The organism is Streptomyces sp. WAC03905, assembly GCF_057371075.1.
Map to the genome: position 1 here is coordinate 7,463,132 of NZ_JBXYDZ010000003.1, position 20,907 is coordinate 7,484,038.

Here is a 20,907-nt window from a genome sequence, read left to right on the forward strand (position 1 = left end):
GGGCTCGTTCCCCCTCGGCAGCGAGCCGACGGCGAACGGGGGAGAGGAACACGGTCCACGATGACGACCCAGGGATCCGCGAAGCACCCCACCACGGAACTCGACGCCCGCTACAGCTCCGCGCTCAACCCCCGCCCGGGAGCCGCCGAGGTCACCGCCACCGACTGGGCGGAGGCCCAACGGCAGCTGGGCGCCGCCGAGATCTTCTGGCTGTCCACGGTCCGGCCCGACGGGCGGCTGCACGTCACCCCGGTGATCGCGGCCCTGCACGACGGGGTGGTGTACTTCTCCACCGGCCCGGGGGAGCAGAAGGCGAAGAACCTGGCCCACGACGGCCACTGCGCGCTGACCACCGGCGGGAACTCCCTCACCGAGGGGCTCGACATCATCGTCGAGGGCACGGCGGTGCAGGTGTCCGATCCGGCCGTGCTGGAAGAGGTGATCACGGCGTACGCGACGAAGTACGGGCCCCACATCACCTCGCCCGAGGGCACCTTCCACGGCATCGACGACGCGTTCCGGCAGGGCACCGCGGTGGTGTTCGCGGTGGCCCCCACCACGGCGTACGGCTTCGGACGCGACGGCGGCGTCTACAGCCACACCCGGTGGACCTTCTGAGTCACGGAGGGGCCGAGCCACGTACCCCTCAGCCCGGAGGGGGCGCGTTCAGCCGGGCGTTGATCCCGGCGGCACGGCGGGTCAGGTGGTCGCGTTCGGCGAGGTTCGGAGCCTGCCGGGCCGCCTCCGCGTACAGTCGCGCCGCCGTCCTCAGGTCACCGTCGCGCTCATGGAGGTACGCCGACACGGCGGTGTGGCGGGGCAGCGAACCGTCCAGGGCCGCGAGCGCCGCCAGGCCCGCCCGCGGCCCGTCGGCCTCGCCGACGGCCACCGCGCGGTTCAGCCGGACGACGGGGTTGTCGGTGAGGCGGGCGAGCTCGTCGTACCACTCGACGATCTGCGTCCAGTCGGTCTCCCCGGCGGTGGGCGCGTCCGCGTGGAGCGCCGCGACGGCGGCCTGAGCCTGGAACTCGCCCAGCCGGTCCCGGACGAGAGCCGCCTGCAGGACGGCGACACCCTCGGCGATCATCCCCGTGTCCCAGCGGCCCCGGTCCTGCTCGGCGAGCGGCACCAGGCTGCCGTCGGACGCCGTCCGTGCGGCCCGCCGGGCGTGGTGGAGCAGCATGAGCGCGAGCAACCCCGCCACCTCCGGATGATCGAACCGGGCCGACAGCTGCCGGGTGAGCCGGATGGCCTCGGCGGCGAGGTCGACGTCGCCGGAGTAGCCCTCGTTGAAGACCAGGTAGAGGACCCGCAGCACGGTCGCGACATCGCCGGGCTGTTCGAACCGGACACCGGACACGGTGCGCTTGGCCCGGCTGATCCGCTGCGCCATGGTCGCCTCGGGCACCAGGTACGCCTGGGCGATCTGGCGGGTGGTGAGCCCGCCGACGGCCCGCAGGGTCAGCGCGACCGCGGACGACGGCGTCAGCGACGGGTGCGCGCACAGGAAGTAGAGCCGGAGCGTGTCGTCGACGGCGGGGGCGGGCCCGGGGGCCGGCTCCCGGTCGACGAGGTCCTCCCGGCGGCGGCGGGACGCGTCCGCCCGGGTCGCGTCGAGGAACCGGCGCCAGGCCACGGTGACCAGCCAGCCCTTCGCGTCCCGCGGGGGGTCCGCGGGCCATACGCGGACCGCCTCGACCAGGGCGTCCTGTACGGCGTCCTCGGCCGACGCGAAGTCCGCTCCGCGGCGGACGAGCACGGCGAGCACGCCGGGTGTGAGGCTCCGCAGGAGGACCTCGTCCATGGCGGGGCCTACTCCGAGATGGTGGGCGGGGCGGAGAGGAACGGGCGCAGCTCGAGCCATTCGTGAAGAGGCTTCCCGCCCGCGCCGGGGGCGGCCGACAGCTCCCCGGCCAGTTCCAGGGCGCGCTCGTAGCTGTCGACGTCGATCACCATCCAGCCGGCGACGAGGTCCTTGGTCTCGGCGAACGGCCCGTCGGTGACGGGCGGCCGACCCTCACCGTCGTAGCGCACGAAGGTCCCCTCGGGGGCGAGCGCCTGGCCGTCGACGAACTCGCCGGTCGTCTCCAGCCGGGCCGCGAAGTCGTGCATGTACCGCATGTGGTCCGAGATCTCCTCCGGCGTCCACTGGTCCATGGGGACGTCGTTGACCGGAGCCGGGGCGCCGCGGTAGTGCTTGAGCAGCAGGTACTTGGCCATGGTGCTTCTCCTCGGTGCTGGTGCGACCCATTCTGGTCGCCTTCGCACCGGGGACGGAGCCGAAGGCCGCTTCTCGACGTCCCGGCCACACCTTTTTTCGGCGCATCGGCTGACCGGTGCATCGGCGGCTCGCACCGCCGGTGCAGATCGCCGGTTCGGGCGCGTCAGGTCCCGTGGGCCGCCCGGAGGCCCCGGAGGAGCAGGGTGATCAGGCGGCGGGGGTCGTAGCGGGGGTCGCCGTCGCGTCCGATGCAGAGGTTGCCGATGCCGCGCATCAGCTCGTACGGCTGGGTACCGGGGCTGATCTCACCCGCGTCGACCGCGGCGTCCAGCAGTTGCGCGCAGACGGGGAGCAGGCGGTCGAGGAAATAGGCGTGCAGGGCGGCGAAGCGGTCGTCGTCGGACTGCAGGGCGTCGGCGAGGCCGTGCTTGGTGACCAGGAAGTCGACGAAGAGGTCGATCCACCGGCCCAGCGCGTCGAAGGGGGAGTCCGCGCCGGCGAGCAGGGCCGGGCCGGCCTCGGCGCAGGCCTCGATCTGGTGTCGGTAGACGGCCGTGACGAGGTCCGCCCGGGTCGGGAAGTGGCGGTAGATCGTGGCCATGCCGACCCCCGCGCGGGCGGCAATCCGGCGGATCGGCGCGTCGACGCCGTCGGTGACGAACACCTCGGCGGCGGCGGCGAGCACCGCCTCCCGGTTGCGCCGGGCGTCGGCCCGCTTGCCCGGGGACGACGGCTCCTCGGCAGAACTCTGGGCGGCCATCACGTTCCCTCCCTGGCGATTGACAAAACGGAGCAGCGCTCCGGATAGTAAATGGAGCGACGCTCCGTTTCAGGTTAACCGAAACGGGACGCTCCTGCTGCCCTGCCCTGCCCTGCCCTGCCCTGCCCTGCCCGTCGCCCGTCCGTCGCCGGTCCTGTGCGACCTGCGGGCACCGGGCCCCGTTGAAGGGAACACGGAACATGAGCACCTCCACCGCCGCAGACACCGCCACCACCTCGACCAACACCGACGCCGACGCCGACGCCGACGCCGCCACCGCTGCCGCTGCCGGCGACGCCCTGGGTGAGCCGCAGCCCGTCATCTCCTACAGTCCCGTGGTCCTTTCCGTCCCCGGCCGTCCCGTGCACCTCCAGGTGCGGGTCTCGGCTCCCGCGGCCGGCACCGGCCTCCCCGTCCTGCTCCTCTCCCACGGCCACGGCCCCTCGAACCACCTCTCCTCGCTCCACGGGTACGCGCCGCTCGCCGACTTCTGGGCCGCCCGCGGCTTCGTCGTCGTCCAGCCCACCCACCTCACCTCCCGGACGCTGAGCCACCTGGTCGCCGACGCACCCGGCGCGCCGGACTTCTGGCGCTCCCGCGCCGAGGACATGACCCACGTCCTCGACCGGCTCGACGTCATCGAGCGCACGGTCCCGCGGCTCGCGGGGCGGGTCGACCCCGACAAGGTGGCCCTCGTCGGACACTCGCTCGGCGGCTTCACCGCCGCTCTCCTGCTGGGCGCCGGTCTCACCGACCCCGGTACGGGTGCCGTGGTGCACCTCGGCGAGCCGCGGATCAAGGCGGGCGTGCTGCTCGCCGCGCCCGGCCGGGGCGGTGCGGTGTTCAACGGACCCATGGCCGAGCAGTGGCCGGTCGTCGGGGCCGTCGACTTCTCCACCATGACCGCACCGGCCCTGGTCGTCGCCGGTGACAAGGACGACTCCCGGCACTTCACGGACATGGGGCCGGACTGGCACGCCGACCCCTACGTCCTCGCCCCGGGCCCCAAGGCCCTGCTCACCCTGTTCGACGCGGAGCACGGACTCGGCGGGATCGCCGGGTACGACGCCGCGGAGACCACCGACGAGAACCCGGCACGCGTCGCCGCCCTCGCGCGGCTCGCGGCGGCCTACCTCCGTACCCGGCTCGACCCCGCAGACCCCGCGTGGCAGGTCGAGAGCCGGGCGCTGGCGACCGGCCCCGACGCGGTGGGGCGGGTCATATCCAAGTAGGCCTCCTCGCCGTCCCGGCCTCCTCGCCGTCCCGGCCGCCTCGCCGTCCCCGCCTCCTCGCCGTCCCGGCCCCGTCGCCGTCCCGGCCCTGCCCGGCCATCGGCTCGCCGCGCCGCGTGGAGGCCTCCGGCGGGGCGCCTGCGGCGGTGCAGGGGCGGGCCGCGAGCGGGGCCGGGCATCCGGCGGACCAGGACGCGCGGCGTTCATAGCGGACGGAATGACGGCTTCCGCAGGGGCATGATCACGGATGAGCCTTTTCGGCCAGGATGGAATCGGTTACTCACGGTAAGATCCGCCGCTCAGTGCCCTCGCGGACCCCTGTTCCCCCTTGCCCTCCCCGCCCCGCGCCGCCTGCGGAACGCGCCGGAATTTACGCGGTGGTACCCGGGGTAGCACGAAAGATTTCCCGACTTGTGTCCGCGGAGCCGCAAAACAAGTCCGAAACTGACAGGTTTGCTTTGACTGTTGCGCGATTAATCGGTGAATGTCGTTCACATGTCCGACACAAACCGCGCCGCCCCCGTTGGCACCGGTGGCCCCATGCGCTCGCGTGACTTCCGACTGCTGCTCGCGGGAGCCGCCACCGGACAGTTCGGTGCCCAAGTCACCCTGGTGGCGCTGCCCCTTGTGGCCGTCCTCGTGCTCGACGCCCCCGCGTTCCAGGTGGGTCTCCTGACCGCGGCGGAGACGGCGGCGTTCCTGCTCGTCGGGCTGCCCGCCGGGGCACTCACCGACCGCATGCGCAAGCGGCCCCTGATGGTCCGGGCCGACCTGGTGCGCGCCGCGGCCATGGCGAGCATCCCCGCCGCCGCGCTCGCCGGCGTGCTGACCATGGCCCAGCTCTATGCCGTCGCCCTCGTGACCGGCGTGGCCACCGTGTTCTTCGACGTCGCCCACCAGAGCTACCTGCCGCAGATCCTGCCCCGCGACCGGCTCGTCGCGGGCAACGGCGCCCTGGAGACGGTCCGTTCCACCGCCCACGTCACCGGCCCCGGCATCGGTGGCGGGCTCGTCCAGCTCGTCGGCGCGCAGTTCGCGATCGTCGTCGACGCCTTCGGCTACCTGCTCTCCGCCCTGTTCCTCCACCGGATCGAGCGGACCGAGGGGGCACCCGAACCCGCCGCGCCCGGCGCCTCGTTGCGCAAGGAGATCAGCGAAGGCGTCCGCTTCGTCTTCGGCCACCCGCTGCTGCGCGTCATCGCCCTCACCACCGGCCTCGCCAACCTCTGGACGGCCGTCCTCATGGCCACGCAGACCGTCCACCTCGTCCGGACCGTCGGACTGCAGGCCGGCGGGCTCGGACTGGTGCTGTCCGCGTCGGCCGTCGGCGGGCTCCTCGGCGCACTGTGCGCGGGGCGGCTCGCCGCACGGCTGGGACAGGCCCGGGTCATCCTCCTCTCCCTCCTGGTGACCGGCCCGTTCGCCCTGCTGTGGCCCCTGTCCGCGCACGGTCTCTCCGGGGCGGTCCTCTTCGCCACCGGATCGGCGGTCGTCTCCTTCGGCGCCGTCGTCTACAACGTCGCCCAGGTCAGCTTCCGCCAAGGGATGTGCCCGCCCCGCCTGCTGGGCAGGATGAACGCCACCCTGCGCTTCCTCATGTGGGGCACCCTGCCCCTTGGCGCGCTCATCGGCGGAGCCCTCGCCCAGACCTACGGTTCGCGCACGGCCCTGGTCTGGTGTGCCGTCGGCATCCTCGCCGTGCCCCTGCCGCTGCTGTTCTCCCCGCTGCGCCGGATGCGTGACCTACCCGGTCCGCAGGACGGCGGCGCCGACGGGACACCGCAGGAGGGAGTCGCGGCCCGCGCCGACGGGGACGAACGTCCCGCCCCCGCGCCCGCCGGCTGACCACACCCCCTCACCACGCCGACCCGACCACGCCGCCCCGCCCAGACATGCCCCGCCCAGACCCGCCCTGCGCGGCCGCGACCCCGGCCACGACGAAGAGGACCCCGTGCTCAGCATCACGAGTCAGTACCTGACCCGATACCGGCGTCTGGCCGCCGACCGGTCCGACGCCCTGCTGCCCGTCACCGGAGCGCAGCGCCGCTTCCTGCTGGTGCGTTCACTGGACCCGACGGGACGCCCGGACGTGGTGCCCATGTTCTTCGCGTTCCCGTCCGGAACCATCGACCCCGAGCGCCTGCGGGCGGCGGCCCACAGGCTCGCCGCCCGGCACACCGTCCTGCGTTCGCGGCCCGCCGTCGTCCGGGGCACTCCCGTACTGCGCGTCGCCGCTCCCGAGGACGCGGACGTCACCGTGACCCGGCCGGACGTCGCACCGGGCGAGTCGGCAGCCGACGCGCTCCGCCGCGCCCTCGCCTCCTGGGACCCGCAGGGCCCCACCCTGCGGCTGTTCCTCGTGCACGACGAGGAGTGCGCGGAGGACGTCCTCGCGGTGGCCCTGGACCACGCCGTCTGCGACGGCCGTTCGCTGGCGCGGATCGTCGACGAACTCGGCGCCGCCTACGCCGAAGAGGCCTCCGGGAAGGCGCCCGGCCCCGGCACCGCGGCGGGGGAGACGGCAGCCGAACTCGCCGCCTACGAGGACGCGGTGCTGCGGCAACTCGCCGCCGAGGAACGGGGGGAGACGCCCGCCGCGGCGGCGTACTGGGCGGAACGGCTGCGCACCCTGGACACCCATGCCCCCGCGCCGGCCCCGGCCCTGCGTCCCGCACACGGAGCCGGGGGCGCACCGCCCAGCGGCGCCGCACGGGCCCTGCTGCCCGCACCCGACGGCGCAGTCTCCTTCCCCGGACTCCTCGAGGCCTGCCGCGCCGCTGCCCGCGAGCTGTACGGGCCGGACCGCACGGTCCCGCTCGGCTACCCGTGGGGCGGCCGTCCAGCCGGAGCGGAACCGGTCGTCGGCTGCTTCCTCAACACCCTCGTCCACCCGGCCGACACCGGCCACGGCCCCGGCTCCGAGGCCACCGCCGACGCCTGGTGGGACGACCTGGACCGGGCCGACGTCCCCTTCGACGCGGTCGTCAACGCGGTACGGGCCACCGGGTCCCGCTGGACCGGAGGCCTCGACGGGCTGCTGACCGTGGACGACGACAGCCGCCGCCCGCCCCTCACCCTGGCCGGCGTCGAAGGACGAGAGGTCCACGTCGACGGCCAACCCGTCCGCGGCCCCTTCGCCGTGTCCGTCACCCAAGGAGCGGAGATCCACCTGCGGATGGTGTGGGACCGGGCGGTGCTCGACGACGAGGCCGCGCACCGCGCTTTCGCCGCGCTCACCCACGCGCTGCGCCCCTGATCCTGTGCCGGGGGACCGTGCCCGCCCCCGGCACCGCCGCCCGACACGGCCGCCGACGCCCCGCGTCGCCTTCCCCCTCCGCCCCGCCCTCGGGACGTCCGCGACATCCCGAGCGCCCGGTGCCGTCCGGTGCGGTTGCCCGCCCGCACCCCCCCCCGCGGCCCCCGCACCCCCCCCCGCAGCCCCCGGGACCGACCCGGCAGCACAGCACGCGCCCACACCGCCGGGCCGTGCCCCACGAGCTCCCCCCACAGCATCCCCGCACGCCCCGAAGGGCAACGGCGCCGCGCGACCCGCGACGCCGCCCGTACGACCGCCGGACACGACCGTGACCGGCACTGGAAACCGACCCGACAACCTCAGGGATCGCCCATGCTTCCCCTCTCCTCCTCGCAGGAGATCGTCTGGCTGCACGAGCAGATGCAGCCCGGCAGCCGCGCCTACAACTTCACCGCCTCGCTGGACCTGTGGGGCACCCTCGACGCCGAGGCCCTGCGCCACGGACTCGCGGCCACCCTGGCCCGCCATGCCGGTCTGCGGCTCGAACTGGTCGCCTCCACCGGTTCCGTACCGCAGCAGCGGGTCGCGGAGCACTGCGCGCCGAGGCTCCACACCGTCGACCTCAGCGCGCAGGACGACACCGAGGCGGCGTTCGCCCGCCTCCTGCGCACCGAGGCCGAGACACCGCTCGACACCTTCGAGGCGCCGCTGATCCGCTGGACGCTCGTCCGGCTGGCCGAGCGCCACCACCGGCTGGTCCACGTCGAGCACCACCTGATCCACGACGGCCACTCCTTCGCGATCCTGCTCGACGACGTCTTCCGCGTGTACCGCGCCCACGTCCTCGGCGAAACCCTCGAACTCCCGGCCGCCTCCTCGTACGCGGACCACGTCGAAGAACGCGCCGAGGGCGCCTACGCCCCGGAGTCCCTCGACTTCTGGCGCGCCGAACTGAGTGACCTGCAGTACGACCTGCCGCTGCCCGGCGTGACCCGCCCCGGTGCCCGCCGCAGGCACCACGGCGGACAGCTGCGCCAGACCATCGGCGCCGACCTCGCCGAACGACTGCGCGCCCACGCCCGCACCCGCGGCCTCACCCCCTTCTCCACGCTCCTCGGCCTGTTCGCGGAGCTCCTGCGCCGGCACAGCGGCCGCTCCCGCATGGTCATCGGCACCGCTGTCGGCAACAGGCCCCTCGGCTACGAGGACGCCGTCGGCATGTTCGTCAACACCATCCCGCTGCCGCTCGCCCTGGACGCCGCCGTCCCCGCCCAGGACACCATGGACGAGATCACCGACACCCTCATCCGGGCCCTGCCGCACCAGGACGTACCGGTCCAGGAACTGACCCGGGCCCTCGGCATGCACACCTCCGGCGCCGACAACCCGCTCTTCTCGGTCATGTTCAGCGCCCACGACGCGCCCCTGCCCGAGATGGACGTACCCGGGCTCGACATCACCCTGTTCGAGGGCTTCAACACCGGCACCACCCGCTTCGACCTCGACGTGGTCCTGCTTCCGGACGACCGGCGCGGCGTCACCACCCGCCACGGCGCCCCCGGCATGACCCTCGTCTGGGACTACGACGCGGACCTCTTCGGCGAGGACGTCGCCCGGCTGCTCTCCGGCCGCTTCCTGGACCTGCTGCGCGCCTACCTCGACAGCCCCGCCACCCCGCTCGCCGATCTCGCCCCCGCCCCCGCGGCACCGGCCACCGAGCCCGTCCCCGTCCCGGCCGACCGCGACCCGCTGGACCCCGTCGCCGCGCACCACCCGTCGCTGCCGGCCCTGCTGTGCGGCGCCCGCAGGCTGACCTACGGCGAACTCGACGCCCGCGTCGGCTCGCTCGCCGAGCGCCTGAAGGCCGCAGGGGTCACCCCCGGCCGGCCGGTGGCCGTGGTCCTGCCCCGCGGGACCGACTCCGTCGTCGCCCTGCTCGCCTGCCTGCGCACCGGCGCCGTCTACTGCCCGCTGTCCCCGTCCGACCCGCCGGCCCGGCTCGCCCTGCTGCTGGAGCGACTCGCGCCCGCGCTCGTCCTCACCGGCGACGGCACCCCGGCCCTGCCGGACGCACTGCCGACCGCCCGCGTCGACGCCGCCGTGCTGCCCCCGGCCCGTGACGGCGGCGTCCTGCCGGGCACCGCGTACGTCATCCACACCTCCGGCTCCACCGGCACCCCCAAGCCCGTCGCCGTCGGTCCCGGCGCCCTGGTGCACCACATCACGGCGACCGCCGACCGGTTCGGCCTCATCACCTCCGACCGGGTGCTGATGTTCGCCCAGCCGTCCTTCGACGTGGCGCTGGAGGAGGTGCTGCCCACCCTGTACGCCGGTGCGTGCCTGGTCCTTCCCGAGCACGAGGTGCCCACGGGCGCCGAGCTCACCGAACTGCTGGCCGCCTCCCGGGTCACCGTCGCGAACCTGCCCACCAGCTACTTCCTCGCCACCCGCGAGGACCTGCGTCCCGCCCTGCGCGACGACAGCTGGACGCCCCGGCTCCTGGTCCTCGGCGGCGAGCGCCTCCCCGTCGAGGCACTGCGCGGCGTCCTCGCCGACACCGACGCCACCGTCCTCAACGCCTACGGCGTCACGGAGGCGGCCATCAGCTCCACCGTCCACGAGATCTCCCGCGAGACGCTCGTCGACGGCGCCGAGATCCCGCTGGGCACCGAACTCCCCGGCGAGCGGATCCACGTGCTCGACGCCCACCACCGTCCGCTGCCGGACGGCGCGGTCGGCGAACTCGCCGTCGCCGGACCCGGTCTCGCCGAGGGCTACGCGGGCAACGAGGAAGTGACCGCCGCCCGGTTCGTCACCGTCGACGCACTCGACGGGCAGCGCGTCTACCTCACCGGCGACCTCGGCTACCGAGGCCTGGACGGCCTGCTGTACTTCCTCGGACGGCGCGACAACCAGATCAAGCTGCGCGGTCACCGCATCGAACTGGAGGAGATCGAGGCCGCGGCCTCGGCGGTGCTCGGCGGCCGGTCCTGCGCCGTCGTCCTCGACCGCGAGGGCCCCGGCGGCCCGCGGCTCGTGGGCTTCCTCGAAGACGGGCCCGACGGCGCCGGCTTCGACGAGAAGGCGCTCCATGCCGAGCTGGGCGGCCGCCTGCCCGGCCCCCTCGTGCCCGCCCGATGGACCTCGCTCGACACCATGCCGACCCTCGCGGGCGGCAAGCCCGACCGTACGGCCCTGGGCCGCCGGGCAGCGGAACTCGACGCCGGCGACCACGGTCCCGCGCACGACACCACGGCCCGGGCCGGGACCGGGGCGCAGGCCGGTGACAGCGCGGCGACCCCGCCCGCCGCCACCTCCGACGACCCGATGACGGCGCTGCTCACCGAGGGCTGGAGCACGGTCCTCGGCCACAGCCGGATCGACGCGCGCTCGCACTTCTTCCACAGCGGGGGCCACTCCCTGCTGGCCGCCGAGCTGGCCGCCTGGCTGGAGCCCCGGCTGGGCACCCGCCCGCCGCTGCGGGTGCTCTTCCGCAACCCCGTCCTCGCCGACCAGGCCGAAGCCCTCGCCGCCACCGCCCTTTCCACGGAGTCGTGATGACCCAGCCCCTGACCGCACCCGCCACCCTCCCCGACGCCCCCGCCCCGGTCAGCGTCGCCCACGGGCCCGCCGCCGAACCGACCGGCGTGCTCGCGCACTTCGAGGACTGGACCCGGCGCGCCCCGCAGGCCGCCGCCGTGATCGACGACGGCCGCACCTGGACGTACCAGGACCTCGACGCGGCGGCCGAGCGGACCGCCGCCGCCCTGCGCGACCGGGTACGCCCCGGCGACCTGGTCGGCGTCTGCCTCGACCGTTCCACCGCCCTGGTGGTGACCGCCGTGGCGCTCGCCCGGATCGGCGCCGTCTACCTGCCGCTCGGGCCCCGCCCCGGCGAACGCCGCACCCAGGCCGTCACCGAGGACCTCGACGTCGTCTGCCTCATCGGCGACCCCGGTGTCCTGCCCGAGGGACACCGCGGCGGAGAGCACCTCCCGCTGCCGCTGCCCACCGACGGGGTCAACGCCCCCGCCGCCGTCGTGGCGGCCTTCACCGACGCCGCCCGCGGCACCCGGCGCGCGCCCGGCAACGCCCTGTACGCCGTCCTCACCTCCGGTTCCACCGGCCGCCCCAAGGCGGTCGCCGTCGCCGAGACCTCCCTGTCCGTCGCCCTCGACTGGTACCGGGCCGAGACCGGCCTCGCACCGGGCGACCGCCAGTCCCTGCTCATCGGCGTCGCCTTCGACCCGCACCTGCTGGAACTGTGGGCCGGCCTGACCTCGGGGGCCGCCCTCGTCCCGGCCCCGGACGACACCCGCTGGGACGCGCACGTCCTCACCGACTGGTGGCGCGACTGCGGCCTCACGCACGCCGTCGCGGCCACCCCGACCGTCGAACCGCTCCTGGACCGGCCCTGGCCGCAGGACCTGAAGCTGCGCCACCTCGTCGTCGGCGGCGACCGCATGCGACGCCGTCCCGGCACCGACGTCACCGCCACCGTCCACAACGCCTACGGCCCCGCGGAAGCCACCGTCGTCACCACCACCCACACCATGCGCCGCACCGACCCGCAGGCCGGCGAGCAGGCCCCGCCGCCCATCGGCACCGCACTGCCGGGCGTGACCCTCGTCGTCACCGACGACGACGGCCGCCCCGTGCCCCGCGGGCACGACGGTGAACTGCGGGTCGGCGGCCACTGCCTGGCGCTGGGCTACCTCGACCCCGAACTCACCGCACGCCGCTTCACGGCACCCCCGCAGGAGCCGGAACTGGGACGGGTCGACCGCCTGTACCGCACCGGTGACCGGGTACGGATGAACGCCGACGGCAGCCTGGACTTCCTCGGCCGCCTGGACGACCAGGTGAAGATCAGCGGGGTGCGGATCGAACTCGCCGAGGTGGAAGCCGCTTTCGAGCAGGACCCCCGGGTCCGCAGTGCCGTCGTCACCGTGCTGCGCGACAGCTCCGGCCACGGCCGTCTCGTCGCACACCTGCGGCCGGCCGACGGCGCCGAACCGGCCACCGGGGAGCTGCTCGACGCGGTCCGCGCCTGGCTGCCCGAGCAGGCCGTCCCCGCCACCGTACGCATCGTCGACGGCTTCCCGCTCGACGCCAACGGCAAGGTGGACCGGCCCGCCCTGGCCGCCCGGGTCCCGGCTGCTGCCGCGCCCGGCAGCGGCACCGCCGAAGTGCCCTCCGACGCGGACGCGGACGCCAGTGACACCGAGCGGCTCGTGCTGGAGACCGTACGCGACCTCCTCGGCCGCCACTGCGTCGGCCTCGGCGACAACTTCACCGACGCGGGCGGCACTTCCATCATCGCCGCACGGCTGCTGGCCACCGTCGAACGCGAGACCGGAGTGCGCCTGCGCGCCCCCGAGCTGCTGCGCAGCACGGACCTGCGCGCCTTCGCGGCCCTCCTCGACCAGCGCCGGACCCCGCAGCCGACAGGAGCCTGACATGACCCTCACCCTCCCGAAGGCCCTCGATCCGCAGCGCGACGACGCCGGTGACGGCACGGCACTGCCCGCACTCGTCGCGCGGCACGCCGCTCTCACCCCCGACGCCCTCGCCGTCGTCGACGGCGACACCACCCTCACCTACGGCCGCCTCCTCCGGGCCGGCCACGCCCTCGCGGCCCGTCTGCGCGAGCACGACGTGACCCGCGGCGACCGGGTGGCGCTGCTGACGGCACGGTCGGCCCGCACGGTCGTGGCCCAGCTCGGCCTGTGGCTGGCCGGAGCCGTGTGCGTACCGCTCGACCCCGCCCAGCCCCGCCCGCGCACCGCCGCGATGATCGCCGACGCGGAGGTGACGCTCACCGTCGGCGACGCGAAACTGCTGGACGCCGCCGCGCTCCCCGGCCCCGTCCTCACCCTGCCCGAGGAACCGCTCACGAGCGGCGCGCCGGTCGACGACTGCGACCCGGACAGCCCGGCCTTCATCATGTTCACCTCCGGCTCGACCGGCCGCCCCAAGGGCGTCCTCGTGCCGCACCGGGCCGTCGCCGAGCTGGTCACGGCCCCCGACTACGTCACCCTCACCGGCCGCGACCGCGTCCTGTTCCACTCGCCGATGACCTTCGACGCCTCGACGTTCGAAATCTGGGCCGCGCTCGCCAACGGCGCCGCGGTCGTCGTCTGCACCGAACAGCGCCCCACCCTGGAGGACCTCGCCCGGCACGTCGAACGGCACGGCGTGACGGTGGCGTTCTTCACCACGGCCCTCTTCCACCAGCTCGCCGCACGCCGCTCCCGCGTCTTCGCGCAGCTGCGCTCGGTCGTCGTGGGCGGCGAGGCGATGGCCGCCGCGCAGGCCCGTGAGGTGCTCACCGCCTTCCCCTGGCTGGAACTCGTCAACGGCTACGGGCCGACCGAGACGACCACCTTCGCCACCGCCCACCGGGTCACCGCGCAGGACTGCGCCGGGCCGATACCCATCGGCAGGCCCATCTGCGGCGCCACCGCGCACGTCCTGGACGCCGACGGCCACCCGGTGGCCGACGGGGACCGGGGCGAGCTGTGGGTCGGCGGCAGCAGGCTCGCCCACGGATACACCGGCCTGCCCGAACTCACCGCGGAACGGTTCGTCGAACACCCCGCCGCCGGAGCGCGGCTCTACCGCACGGGCGACATCGTCTCCCTCCGCCCCGACGGCATCCTCCAGTTCCACGGCCGCAACGACGACCAGGTGAAGGTCCGCGGGTTCCGCATCGAACCCGCCGAGGTCGAGCACGCCCTGCGCGAGCAGCCCGACGTCGACGACGCCGCCGTCACCGTCGACGACGCCGCCGTCACCGTCGACGGCGCCGGCACCCCGGAAGCGCGTCTCGTCGCCTTCGTGGTCGCCGCACCCGGCCCCGTACCCGCCGGAGCGACGCTGCGCGAACGGCTCACCACCGTCCTGCCCGGCCACCTCGTACCCGACGCCGTGACCGTGCTGGACCGGCTGCCCCTCACCCCGGCCGGGAAGGTCGACCGGCGCGCGCTCACCGCGCACGCCCACCCCGCGGAAGGAGGGTCGGCGGACGGGTCGCCGCCGCCGATGACACCCCTGGAGCAGGCCGTCGCCGAGGTGTGGAGCCAGGCCCTCGGTACCGAAGTGACGCGGGCCGACGCCGAGTTCCTCCTCATGGGCGGACACTCCCTCCTCGCCCTCGTCGTCACCGAGGACCTCCGCGAGGAACTGGGCGTGGAGATCTCCCTCGCAGAGTTCTTCGCCGCGCCGACCGTCGCCGCCCAGGCCGCGCTGGTCGAAAGCGCCCTCCTGGCCGCTCACGCGGACCTCCACCCCGACACCCCGGAGCACAGCGATGTCCACTGACGCCGACTCCGCGACCCGCGACGGCCGACAGCAACTCCAGCGGGAACTGCTGCGCCGCGCCCGCGCCGGCAGCGGCCGGGGCGCGACGCCCGCCGAAACCGCCCCGGGCACGAGCACCGGACAGCAGGGCCGCACACCGCAGACCGACGGCGCGCCGCAGACCGTGGGCGTACAGGAGTCCGACGGCGCACCGGAGTGCGCGTGCGCCCCCCTCTCCCGCGCCCAGCGCCGCATGTGGCTGATGGAACGGCTCGGCGGCACGGGCGACTCCTACCACGTGCCGTTCGCCACCCGTGTGCGCGGCCCCTTCGACGTCGCCGCGTTCGCCACCGCCCTCACCTCCCTCGTGGCCCGGCACGCCATCCTGCGCACCCGCTACACCGAGCACGACGGCGAACCCTGCCAGGAAGTCCTCGCGACCCCGCGGACGGTCCCCGTACACGTCGTCGACACCGACGGGGCGCAGGCCACCGGCCTGCTGCGGCGCGAGACGGCCCGGCCGTTCGACCTCGCGTCCGGCGAGGCCGTCCGGGCGCTCGTCCTGCGCCACGGCGCCGACGACCACACCGTGCTCCTGACGTTCCACCACATCGCCGTGGACGGAGCCTCCTTGGAGACCGTCGCCGAAGAACTGGCCGAGCTCTACGCCGCGGCCACCGGCGGAACACCACGGCGCACCCTCGCCACCGCGCCCCGGTACGCCGACCACGCGCGCCGCGAGCACGACGCCCTGCCCGGCGCCGAGGAGGAGACGCAGCGCTGGAGCGAGCTGCTGGCCGACGCGGCCCCGCCGCGGCTGCCCCGGCCGGCGGCGCCCGCGCCGCACACCTCCGCGCGCGCGGCGGCCGTACGCACCGTGCCGCTCACGCCCACCGTTCCCGACGCGCTGCGGACCCTGGGCGCCCAGCGGCAGGCCACCCTGTTCGCCGTGTCGCTCACCGCGGCCTTCGCCGCCCTGCGCCGCCTCACCGGCGACGACGACCTCGTCATCGGCGTGGCCGGCACGCACCGCAGCGGAAGCGCCATGCGCGGCCTGGTGGGGCTGTGCGTCAACACCCTCCCCGTCCGCGTGGACCTCTCCGGCGGCACGTCCTTCACCTGGTTGCTGCGCCGCGTCGGCGACGCGCTCCTCGAAGCCCAGCAGTACCGGCACATCCCCTTCGACCTGGTCCTCGAACGCCTCGGCACCGCGGCGCGCGGCGCCGACGGCACCGCACTGGTCCGCGTCACCTCCGACGTCCTGGGCGAACCGACCGTCCTGCGCCTGCCGGGTACGACGGCCGAATACGTGGACCTCCCCTCCGACGGCGCGAAGTTCAGCCTCTCCTACGGCCTGGACCTGGGCGACCCGGCCCGACCCCGGGCCCTCGTCCAGTACGACGCCCTCGCCGTGGACGACACCGCGGCGGAAGCGGCCGTACGGGACTACGCCGCCCTCCTCGAAGCCGTGGCGGCCGACCCGGAACTCGACCTGGACGCGCTGCCGTTGCCCGACGGCAGCGCACCGGTGGCGGCCCCCGCGGGCCGGGACCGCCACCCGGCCGCCGAGGCCCTGTGCGCCCACCCGATGGTCGCCGACGCCACCGTGGTCGAGTCCGAGCAGGGGCCCGCCGTGGCCTACGCCGTCCTGAAGGACAGCGCGGGCCCGTCCGGCCACGAACTGCTCGGGCTGCTGCGCCGCACGCTCCCCCCGGAGGCCCTGCCCGCCGCGGTCACCCTGCTCGACGAGCTGCCGCGTACGGCCGCCGGTCCGGCGGACCACGCCCGGCTGCCCGGACGGCCGGCCACGCCGGACGCTCCGTCCGGTGCCCGCACCCGGACGGTCACGGAAGCCTTCGCCGCCGTGCTCGGCCTGCACCCGTCGCCGGACGACGACTTCTTCGCCCTCGGCGGCCACTCCCTGAAGGCCGTACAGCTCGCCGAACGGCTGCGCACCGACCTCGAACTGCCGCTCACCGGCCTCGACGTGCTCCAGGCCCGCACGCCACGGGCACTGACCGCCCTCCTCGACGAACGCGCGGCGCAGCAGAGCGCCGCGAGGACCGCGAGCCGGCCGGCGCCCCGCTCCCGTGAGGCCCGCCCCGGCACGGTGCTGGTCACCGGCGCGACGGGCGGCGTCGGCGCGTTCGTCGTACGCGAACTCGCCGCCCAGGGACGCCCCGTGCTGGCACTGGCGCGGCCCGAGTCCGCCCATCTGATCGCCGGTGACGGCGTCGACGTGATCGAGGGCGACCTCACCGACCTGGCCGGCCTGCGGGACGCCGTGGCGCAGGCGGACGCGGTCGTCCACGCCGCGTGCACCTTCACCCGGCACGACGTGGACCTGGCGGCGATGGAGACGATGGTCGACGCCTGGCGGCGCGGACCGTTCGTCTTCGTCAGCAGCGTCGACGCCCACGGCCACCCCGCGACGGCCCGGGTCGCCGAGGAATCGGCACCCCACGATCCCGTCAGCCCGTACGGACGGGCCAAGCTCGACTGCGAGGCCATGCTGCTGCGCGCCGCGGGGACCGAAGGACGCGGCGGCGCCAGCGCCGTACGGTCGCCGATCGTCTGGGGTGCCCACGACCGGCTCCGCGAACAGCTGCGCTGGGGCGCCCTCGGCACGCTCTACCAGGCCGCCGAGCAGGGCCGGCCCGTCGAGGTGCCCCGCCCCGGCACGGGCGGACACGCCTGGTACGGCGCCGCCTGGGTGCACGCGGCCGCACTGGCCCGCGCGGTGGCGGAATGCCTGGACCGGCCCGTGCACGGCGTCGCCAACGCCATCAGCGGCCACGTCTCCTGGCAGGACCTCGCCCACGACCTCACGGACCTGCTCGGCACCCGGGCGGACGTGCGGGAGACCGACGCCGTCCCGCAGGACCTCGACCACCGCTGGCACTACGACAGCGCCCGCCTGGCCCGTACCCTTCGGCCCCGGCCGGGCGAGGACCGCCGCACCGTCCTGACCGAGATGATCACGGGTATGACGTCCTCCGGCGCCTGACCCGCCGCCTGCGCCCGGAGTGGGCCCGACCCGCAGCAGGCCTCCCGTGAAGGGGGCCACCCGCGAGGGCGGCCCGACACGCGAACGGGGCCGACGGCAGCAGCCGTCGGCCCCGTCACCCACCCGTGGGGATCAGCAGGTGCCGGCCGGGCGTTCCCGGACCACCAGGTCGGTGGAGCCGGTCGTCGCGTCCAGCCAGGCCACCTGACGGCCCGCGCCGGCCGCCGGGTAGTTCTGCTCACCGCGGTTGCAGGACACCCGCTCGCGACGGGAGCCGTCGATGGTCAGCTGCCACAGCTTCGGCAGCGACTCGTTGCGGTAGCGCGTGTCGGGCGTCCGGGCCACCAGCGTCAGCGCGTCCTGGGAGACCGTCAGGTCGGACGCCATGAACGCGCCAGGCTTCTGCTCGCTGCTGACAAGGAACGCGCCGCGGCCGTCCAGACCGGCACTGACGACCGACATCAGACCGCCGTCGCTCTCGTCGGCGTCCGCCAGCCAGAACACGTTCTTGCCGTTGATGCCGGTCTGGCCCAGGCTCACCGGCTCGTCCAGCTGCTCGGTCAGGACCGCCTTGCCGGTGGCCAGGTCGACCACCTCCACACCCAGCCGGTACGAGCCGCCCTGCGCGTACAGCTTCGCGTAGGCGATCTTGTTGTCGCTGATGGAGGGCAGAGCGGTCAGGGTGTTCCACTTCTTCCCGTCGGTGAAGACGGGCGCCTTGTCCGTGGGCCGCATGTAGCCGACGTGCCGGCCGCCGAGGATGTCGTACTCCTCGAACACGACCGTGTTCTTCTCCACCCGCAGCCCCGCGACACCCGTCGTGGAGCTGTACAGCGTCTTGACCGGGCCTCCCGCCACGGGACGGGAGAGCACGTCGACCGAGGTCGGGCCGTACGCCGTCCACACCACGGTCCTGCCGTCCGTGGCCGGGGCGGTGTGGTAGCGGCCGTCGTTGGGGCTGATCACCTTGGGGGCGCCCTTGCCGTCCAGGCGACCGGCGTAGACCGAGTAGGGCTCGGAGCCGTCGTCGTTGGACTTGGAGGCGGTCCACCAGCCGCCGCCCGCACCCACGCCCGAGTCCGTGGTGTTCAGCGCCCCGAAGAGCCTGTCGCTGTCGACGCCGAGGGCCTGCTCCCACCCCGGGACGATGCCGTGGGCGTTGAAGGACCGCTTGACGGTGTTCTGCTGGGCGCCGGTCGCGCCCAGCGCCTTGGCCGCGGCGAGGACCGCGCCCCGGGCCTCGGTGAACCCGTCGATCGGCGTCATGTACTCGGTCACGGCCTTGTACACGATCTTGTCGGCGAGCTCGCCGCCCAGGTCCTCGCGCATGTCCCACAGCGCGCCGGAGAAGATCGTGGAGTTCAGGTGCACGCCCCCGTTGTCGGTGGCGAACGACACGCCCAGGAAGCTCTTCGACGTGGTGGCCCCGTCGTTGAGGTCGCGCAGCGCGCAGTCGGCGGCGGCCTTCGTGCGGCACAGGTCCTCGCCGATGAGGCCGGCGGCCGGATCGCCCATGGGCGTGCCGCTCGCGGTGACGTCGATCGCGTTGCCGAAGTAGTCGGCCAGGGCCTCGTTCAGGGCGCCCGACTGGCCCGCGTAGACCAGGTTCGCCGTGTGCTCGATGACCCCGTGGGTCATCTCGTGGCCGACGACGTCGGTGTCGGCGGACATCGGCTTGAACTCGTCGTCGCCGTTGCCGTACACCATCTTCGTGCCGTCCCAGAACGCGTTGGCGTAGGGAAGGCCGTAATAGGTCACCCCGACCAGGGAGTTGACGGGCCCCGCCGGCCCCGTCCAGGCTGTCGCGCCCGAAGTTCTTCTTGTAGAAGTCGTAGACCTGACCCGCGTTCCAGTGGGCGTCCACGGCTCCCGAGTCCGTCGCCGCCGCGCCGAAGGTGGTGTTCGGGGAGGAGAACATCGTGATGCCGGAGGGCCACTTGCCCGACGTCTCCGACACCGACTTGCCCCGCGCGTCCCACGTGGACAGCAGGCTCTTGGACGTGGCGCGCATCCGGCCGGCGTCCGCGAGGAGGTAGTTCCCCGCCGCCGGGTCGTAGGCGATGTCCAGTGACGCCGAGGAGCCGCCGAGCCGGGCACCGGTCCCGGTCTCCGGGACCAGGTTCGGGGGAGCGGCGGGCGGGCCGTCCGCCGTCGCACCCTCGGCGGTCTGCGCGGCGCCCCCCGCGGCGGCTTTCGGTGCCGTCAGCGTCTTCAGCGCGCTGTACTGCAGCGCCGGGTAGCCCGAGCGGGCGTCGACGTACACCTCGTCGACGACCGGCGCGCCGGTGCCGGGCGCGGTGCCGCGCACGGTGACGCGGTAGGCGAGGACGCCGCCGCCCTTGGGCAGCACGACGAGCCCCTTGGCCTCACCGGTCATGCCGGTGGCCGCCGGGTCCCCCGCCTCCGACCGCGGCCCCTGGCTCTTGTCGAGGGTGGCTCCCAGCCGGCGGGCCGTGGCGGCGACCGCGCGGCGGACCGCGACGTCCTCGGCGACCTGGGGCGTGACGTCGGTGTTCAGGGCCGTGAAGTAGTGCCCCGAGGTGCCGGTGACCACGCGCTTGCCGTCCTGCTTCTGCATGCGCACGACGTACTGGCCGCCCAGGACGTCGACTCCGCGGTGCTTCTGCTGCAGCCGGACCGTCTCGTCCTTGGAACCGGTGGCCGTCGCCGACAGGGTGGCGAGGTCGCTGACCGCCCGCGGGATCTTGTAGCGGCTCTTGTTCGCCGCGAGGTGCTTGCGGGCCGCGTCGGCCGGGGCGGCCTTGGCGTCCACGGACTCCCGCAGTCCCTCGACGAGTACCGGGGTAGCGGTGTCCTGGCCGGGCAGGACGTTCGAGGGGCCGGGGTCCGCGGCCCACGCCGGGGACGCCTGCAAGGTCATTGCGACGGCCAGCAGAACCGCGAGTCCTCCGGCGGATCGGGAGCTCTTTCCGCCATATCCGTCGTGCGGTCGGGGTCGGAGCCGACGAACCTGCGCTGAACTTGGGCAAGGGGTCTCCTCAACCATGAGTGCCTGATGCGTTGCTGTGAGTCGCCGCCATGCAAGCGCCGCGGGCGGCCCGCGAACAGGTCCCGGACCCCCTCAGAAGTGGCCATGCACAGTTGTGGGGGCCCTGTGAAGGCGGTCAA

General features: G+C 74.5%; 12 protein-coding genes and 1 pseudogene. 8 read left to right on the forward strand and 5 right to left on the reverse strand.

What is annotated here, in order from left to right; translation table 11 throughout:
• Positions 1-60 precede the first annotated feature (60 nt).
• Positions 61-618, forward strand: coding sequence for a pyridoxamine 5'-phosphate oxidase family protein (locus tag AC2RP6_RS36325; RefSeq protein ID WP_486450071.1), 558 nt, complete (start codon positions 61-63; stop codon positions 616-618).
• Positions 619-646: 28 nt separating this feature from the next.
• Here the strand turns inward: AC2RP6_RS36325 and AC2RP6_RS36330 are convergent, their stop codons facing one another.
• The 3 genes from AC2RP6_RS36330 to AC2RP6_RS36340 all read right to left on the reverse strand — a co-directional run bounded on the left by AC2RP6_RS36330 (position 647) and on the right by AC2RP6_RS36340 (position 2,981).
• The gene (locus AC2RP6_RS36330) at positions 647-1,804 is read right to left on the reverse strand and encodes an RNA polymerase sigma factor (RefSeq protein WP_486450072.1); all 1,158 of its coding nucleotides are present in this window, start codon (positions 1,802-1,804) and stop codon (positions 647-649) included.
• Positions 1,805-1,812: 8 nt separating this feature from the next.
• The gene (locus AC2RP6_RS36335) at positions 1,813-2,220 is read right to left on the reverse strand and encodes a YciI family protein (protein ID WP_486450073.1); all 408 of its coding nucleotides are present in this window, start codon (positions 2,218-2,220) and stop codon (positions 1,813-1,815) included.
• 164 nt (positions 2,221-2,384) lie between these two features.
• On the reverse strand, positions 2,385-2,981 hold the full coding sequence (locus AC2RP6_RS36340) for a TetR/AcrR family transcriptional regulator (protein WP_486450074.1): 597 nt from the start codon (positions 2,979-2,981) through the stop codon (positions 2,385-2,387).
• 200 nt (positions 2,982-3,181) lie between these two features.
• Between AC2RP6_RS36340 and AC2RP6_RS36345 the strand changes: the two genes are divergently transcribed.
• The 7 genes from AC2RP6_RS36345 (at position 3,182) to AC2RP6_RS36375 (ending at position 17,778) form a co-directional block, all read left to right on the forward strand.
• Positions 3,182-4,213: an alpha/beta hydrolase family protein gene (locus tag AC2RP6_RS36345; RefSeq protein ID WP_486450075.1), complete on the forward strand. Its 1,032-nt coding sequence runs from the start codon at positions 3,182-3,184 to the stop codon at positions 4,211-4,213.
• Between the two features lie 495 nt (positions 4,214-4,708).
• Positions 4,709-6,058 (forward strand): MFS transporter, encoded by a 1,350-nt coding sequence (locus tag AC2RP6_RS36350; protein WP_486450076.1) that lies wholly within the window; start codon positions 4,709-4,711, stop codon positions 6,056-6,058.
• A 106-nt stretch (positions 6,059-6,164) separates the two neighbouring features.
• A complete protein-coding gene (locus AC2RP6_RS36355; RefSeq protein ID WP_486450077.1) occupies positions 6,165-7,469 on the forward strand; it encodes a condensation domain-containing protein in 1,305 nt (434 codons plus the stop codon).
• A 372-nt stretch (positions 7,470-7,841) separates the two neighbouring features.
• Positions 7,842-11,027 carry a non-ribosomal peptide synthetase gene (locus AC2RP6_RS36360; protein WP_486450078.1) on the forward strand — a complete coding sequence of 1,062 codons (3,186 nt, stop codon included), beginning with the start codon at positions 7,842-7,844 and terminating at the stop codon, positions 11,025-11,027.
• A complete protein-coding gene (locus AC2RP6_RS36365; protein WP_486450079.1) occupies positions 11,027-12,928 on the forward strand; it encodes a non-ribosomal peptide synthetase in 1,902 nt (633 codons plus the stop codon). Before AC2RP6_RS36360 ends, AC2RP6_RS36365 begins: the two co-directional genes overlap by 1 nt.
• Position 12,929: 1 nt before the next feature.
• Complete coding sequence (locus AC2RP6_RS36370; protein ID WP_486450080.1) at positions 12,930-14,792, forward strand: amino acid adenylation domain-containing protein; 1,863 nt, start codon at positions 12,930-12,932, stop codon at positions 14,790-14,792.
• Positions 14,782-17,778 (forward strand): condensation domain-containing protein, encoded by a 2,997-nt coding sequence (locus tag AC2RP6_RS36375; RefSeq protein ID WP_486450081.1) that lies wholly within the window; start codon positions 14,782-14,784, stop codon positions 17,776-17,778. Before AC2RP6_RS36370 ends, AC2RP6_RS36375 begins: the two co-directional genes overlap by 11 nt.
• Positions 17,779-17,910: 132 nt before the next feature.
• Here the strand turns inward: AC2RP6_RS36375 and AC2RP6_RS36380 are convergent, their stop codons facing one another.
• Entirely contained in the window at positions 17,911-19,536 is a 1,626-nt protein-coding gene (locus tag AC2RP6_RS36380; protein WP_486450082.1) for a M4 family metallopeptidase, read from the reverse strand.
• A gap of 82 nt (positions 19,537-19,618) precedes the next feature.
• Positions 19,619-20,785: pseudogene (locus AC2RP6_RS36385) on the reverse strand (M4 family metallopeptidase); the annotation flags it as partial.
• Positions 20,786-20,907: the final 122 nt, after the last annotated feature.

Bases quoted from the DNA above. Each gene is read 5' to 3' on its own strand.
- AC2RP6_RS36325 (WP_486450071.1), top strand. From the start codon at position 61: ATGACGACCCAGGGATCCGCGAAGCACCCCACCACGGAACTCGACGCC.
- AC2RP6_RS36330 (WP_486450072.1), bottom strand. From the start codon at position 1,804: ATGGACGAGGTCCTCCTGCGGAGCCTCACACCCGGCGTGCTCGCCGTG.
- AC2RP6_RS36335 (WP_486450073.1), bottom strand. From the start codon at position 2,220: ATGGCCAAGTACCTGCTGCTCAAGCACTACCGCGGCGCCCCGGCTCCG.
- AC2RP6_RS36340 (WP_486450074.1), bottom strand. From the start codon at position 2,981: ATGGCCGCCCAGAGTTCTGCCGAGGAGCCGTCGTCCCCGGGCAAGCGG.
- AC2RP6_RS36345 (WP_486450075.1), top strand. From the start codon at position 3,182: ATGAGCACCTCCACCGCCGCAGACACCGCCACCACCTCGACCAACACC.
- AC2RP6_RS36350 (WP_486450076.1), top strand. From the start codon at position 4,709: ATGTCCGACACAAACCGCGCCGCCCCCGTTGGCACCGGTGGCCCCATG.
- AC2RP6_RS36360 (WP_486450078.1), top strand. From the start codon at position 7,842: ATGCTTCCCCTCTCCTCCTCGCAGGAGATCGTCTGGCTGCACGAGCAG.
- AC2RP6_RS36365 (WP_486450079.1), top strand. From the start codon at position 11,027: ATGACCCAGCCCCTGACCGCACCCGCCACCCTCCCCGACGCCCCCGCC.
- AC2RP6_RS36370 (WP_486450080.1), top strand. From the start codon at position 12,930: ATGACCCTCACCCTCCCGAAGGCCCTCGATCCGCAGCGCGACGACGCC.
- AC2RP6_RS36375 (WP_486450081.1), top strand. From the start codon at position 14,782: ATGTCCACTGACGCCGACTCCGCGACCCGCGACGGCCGACAGCAACTC.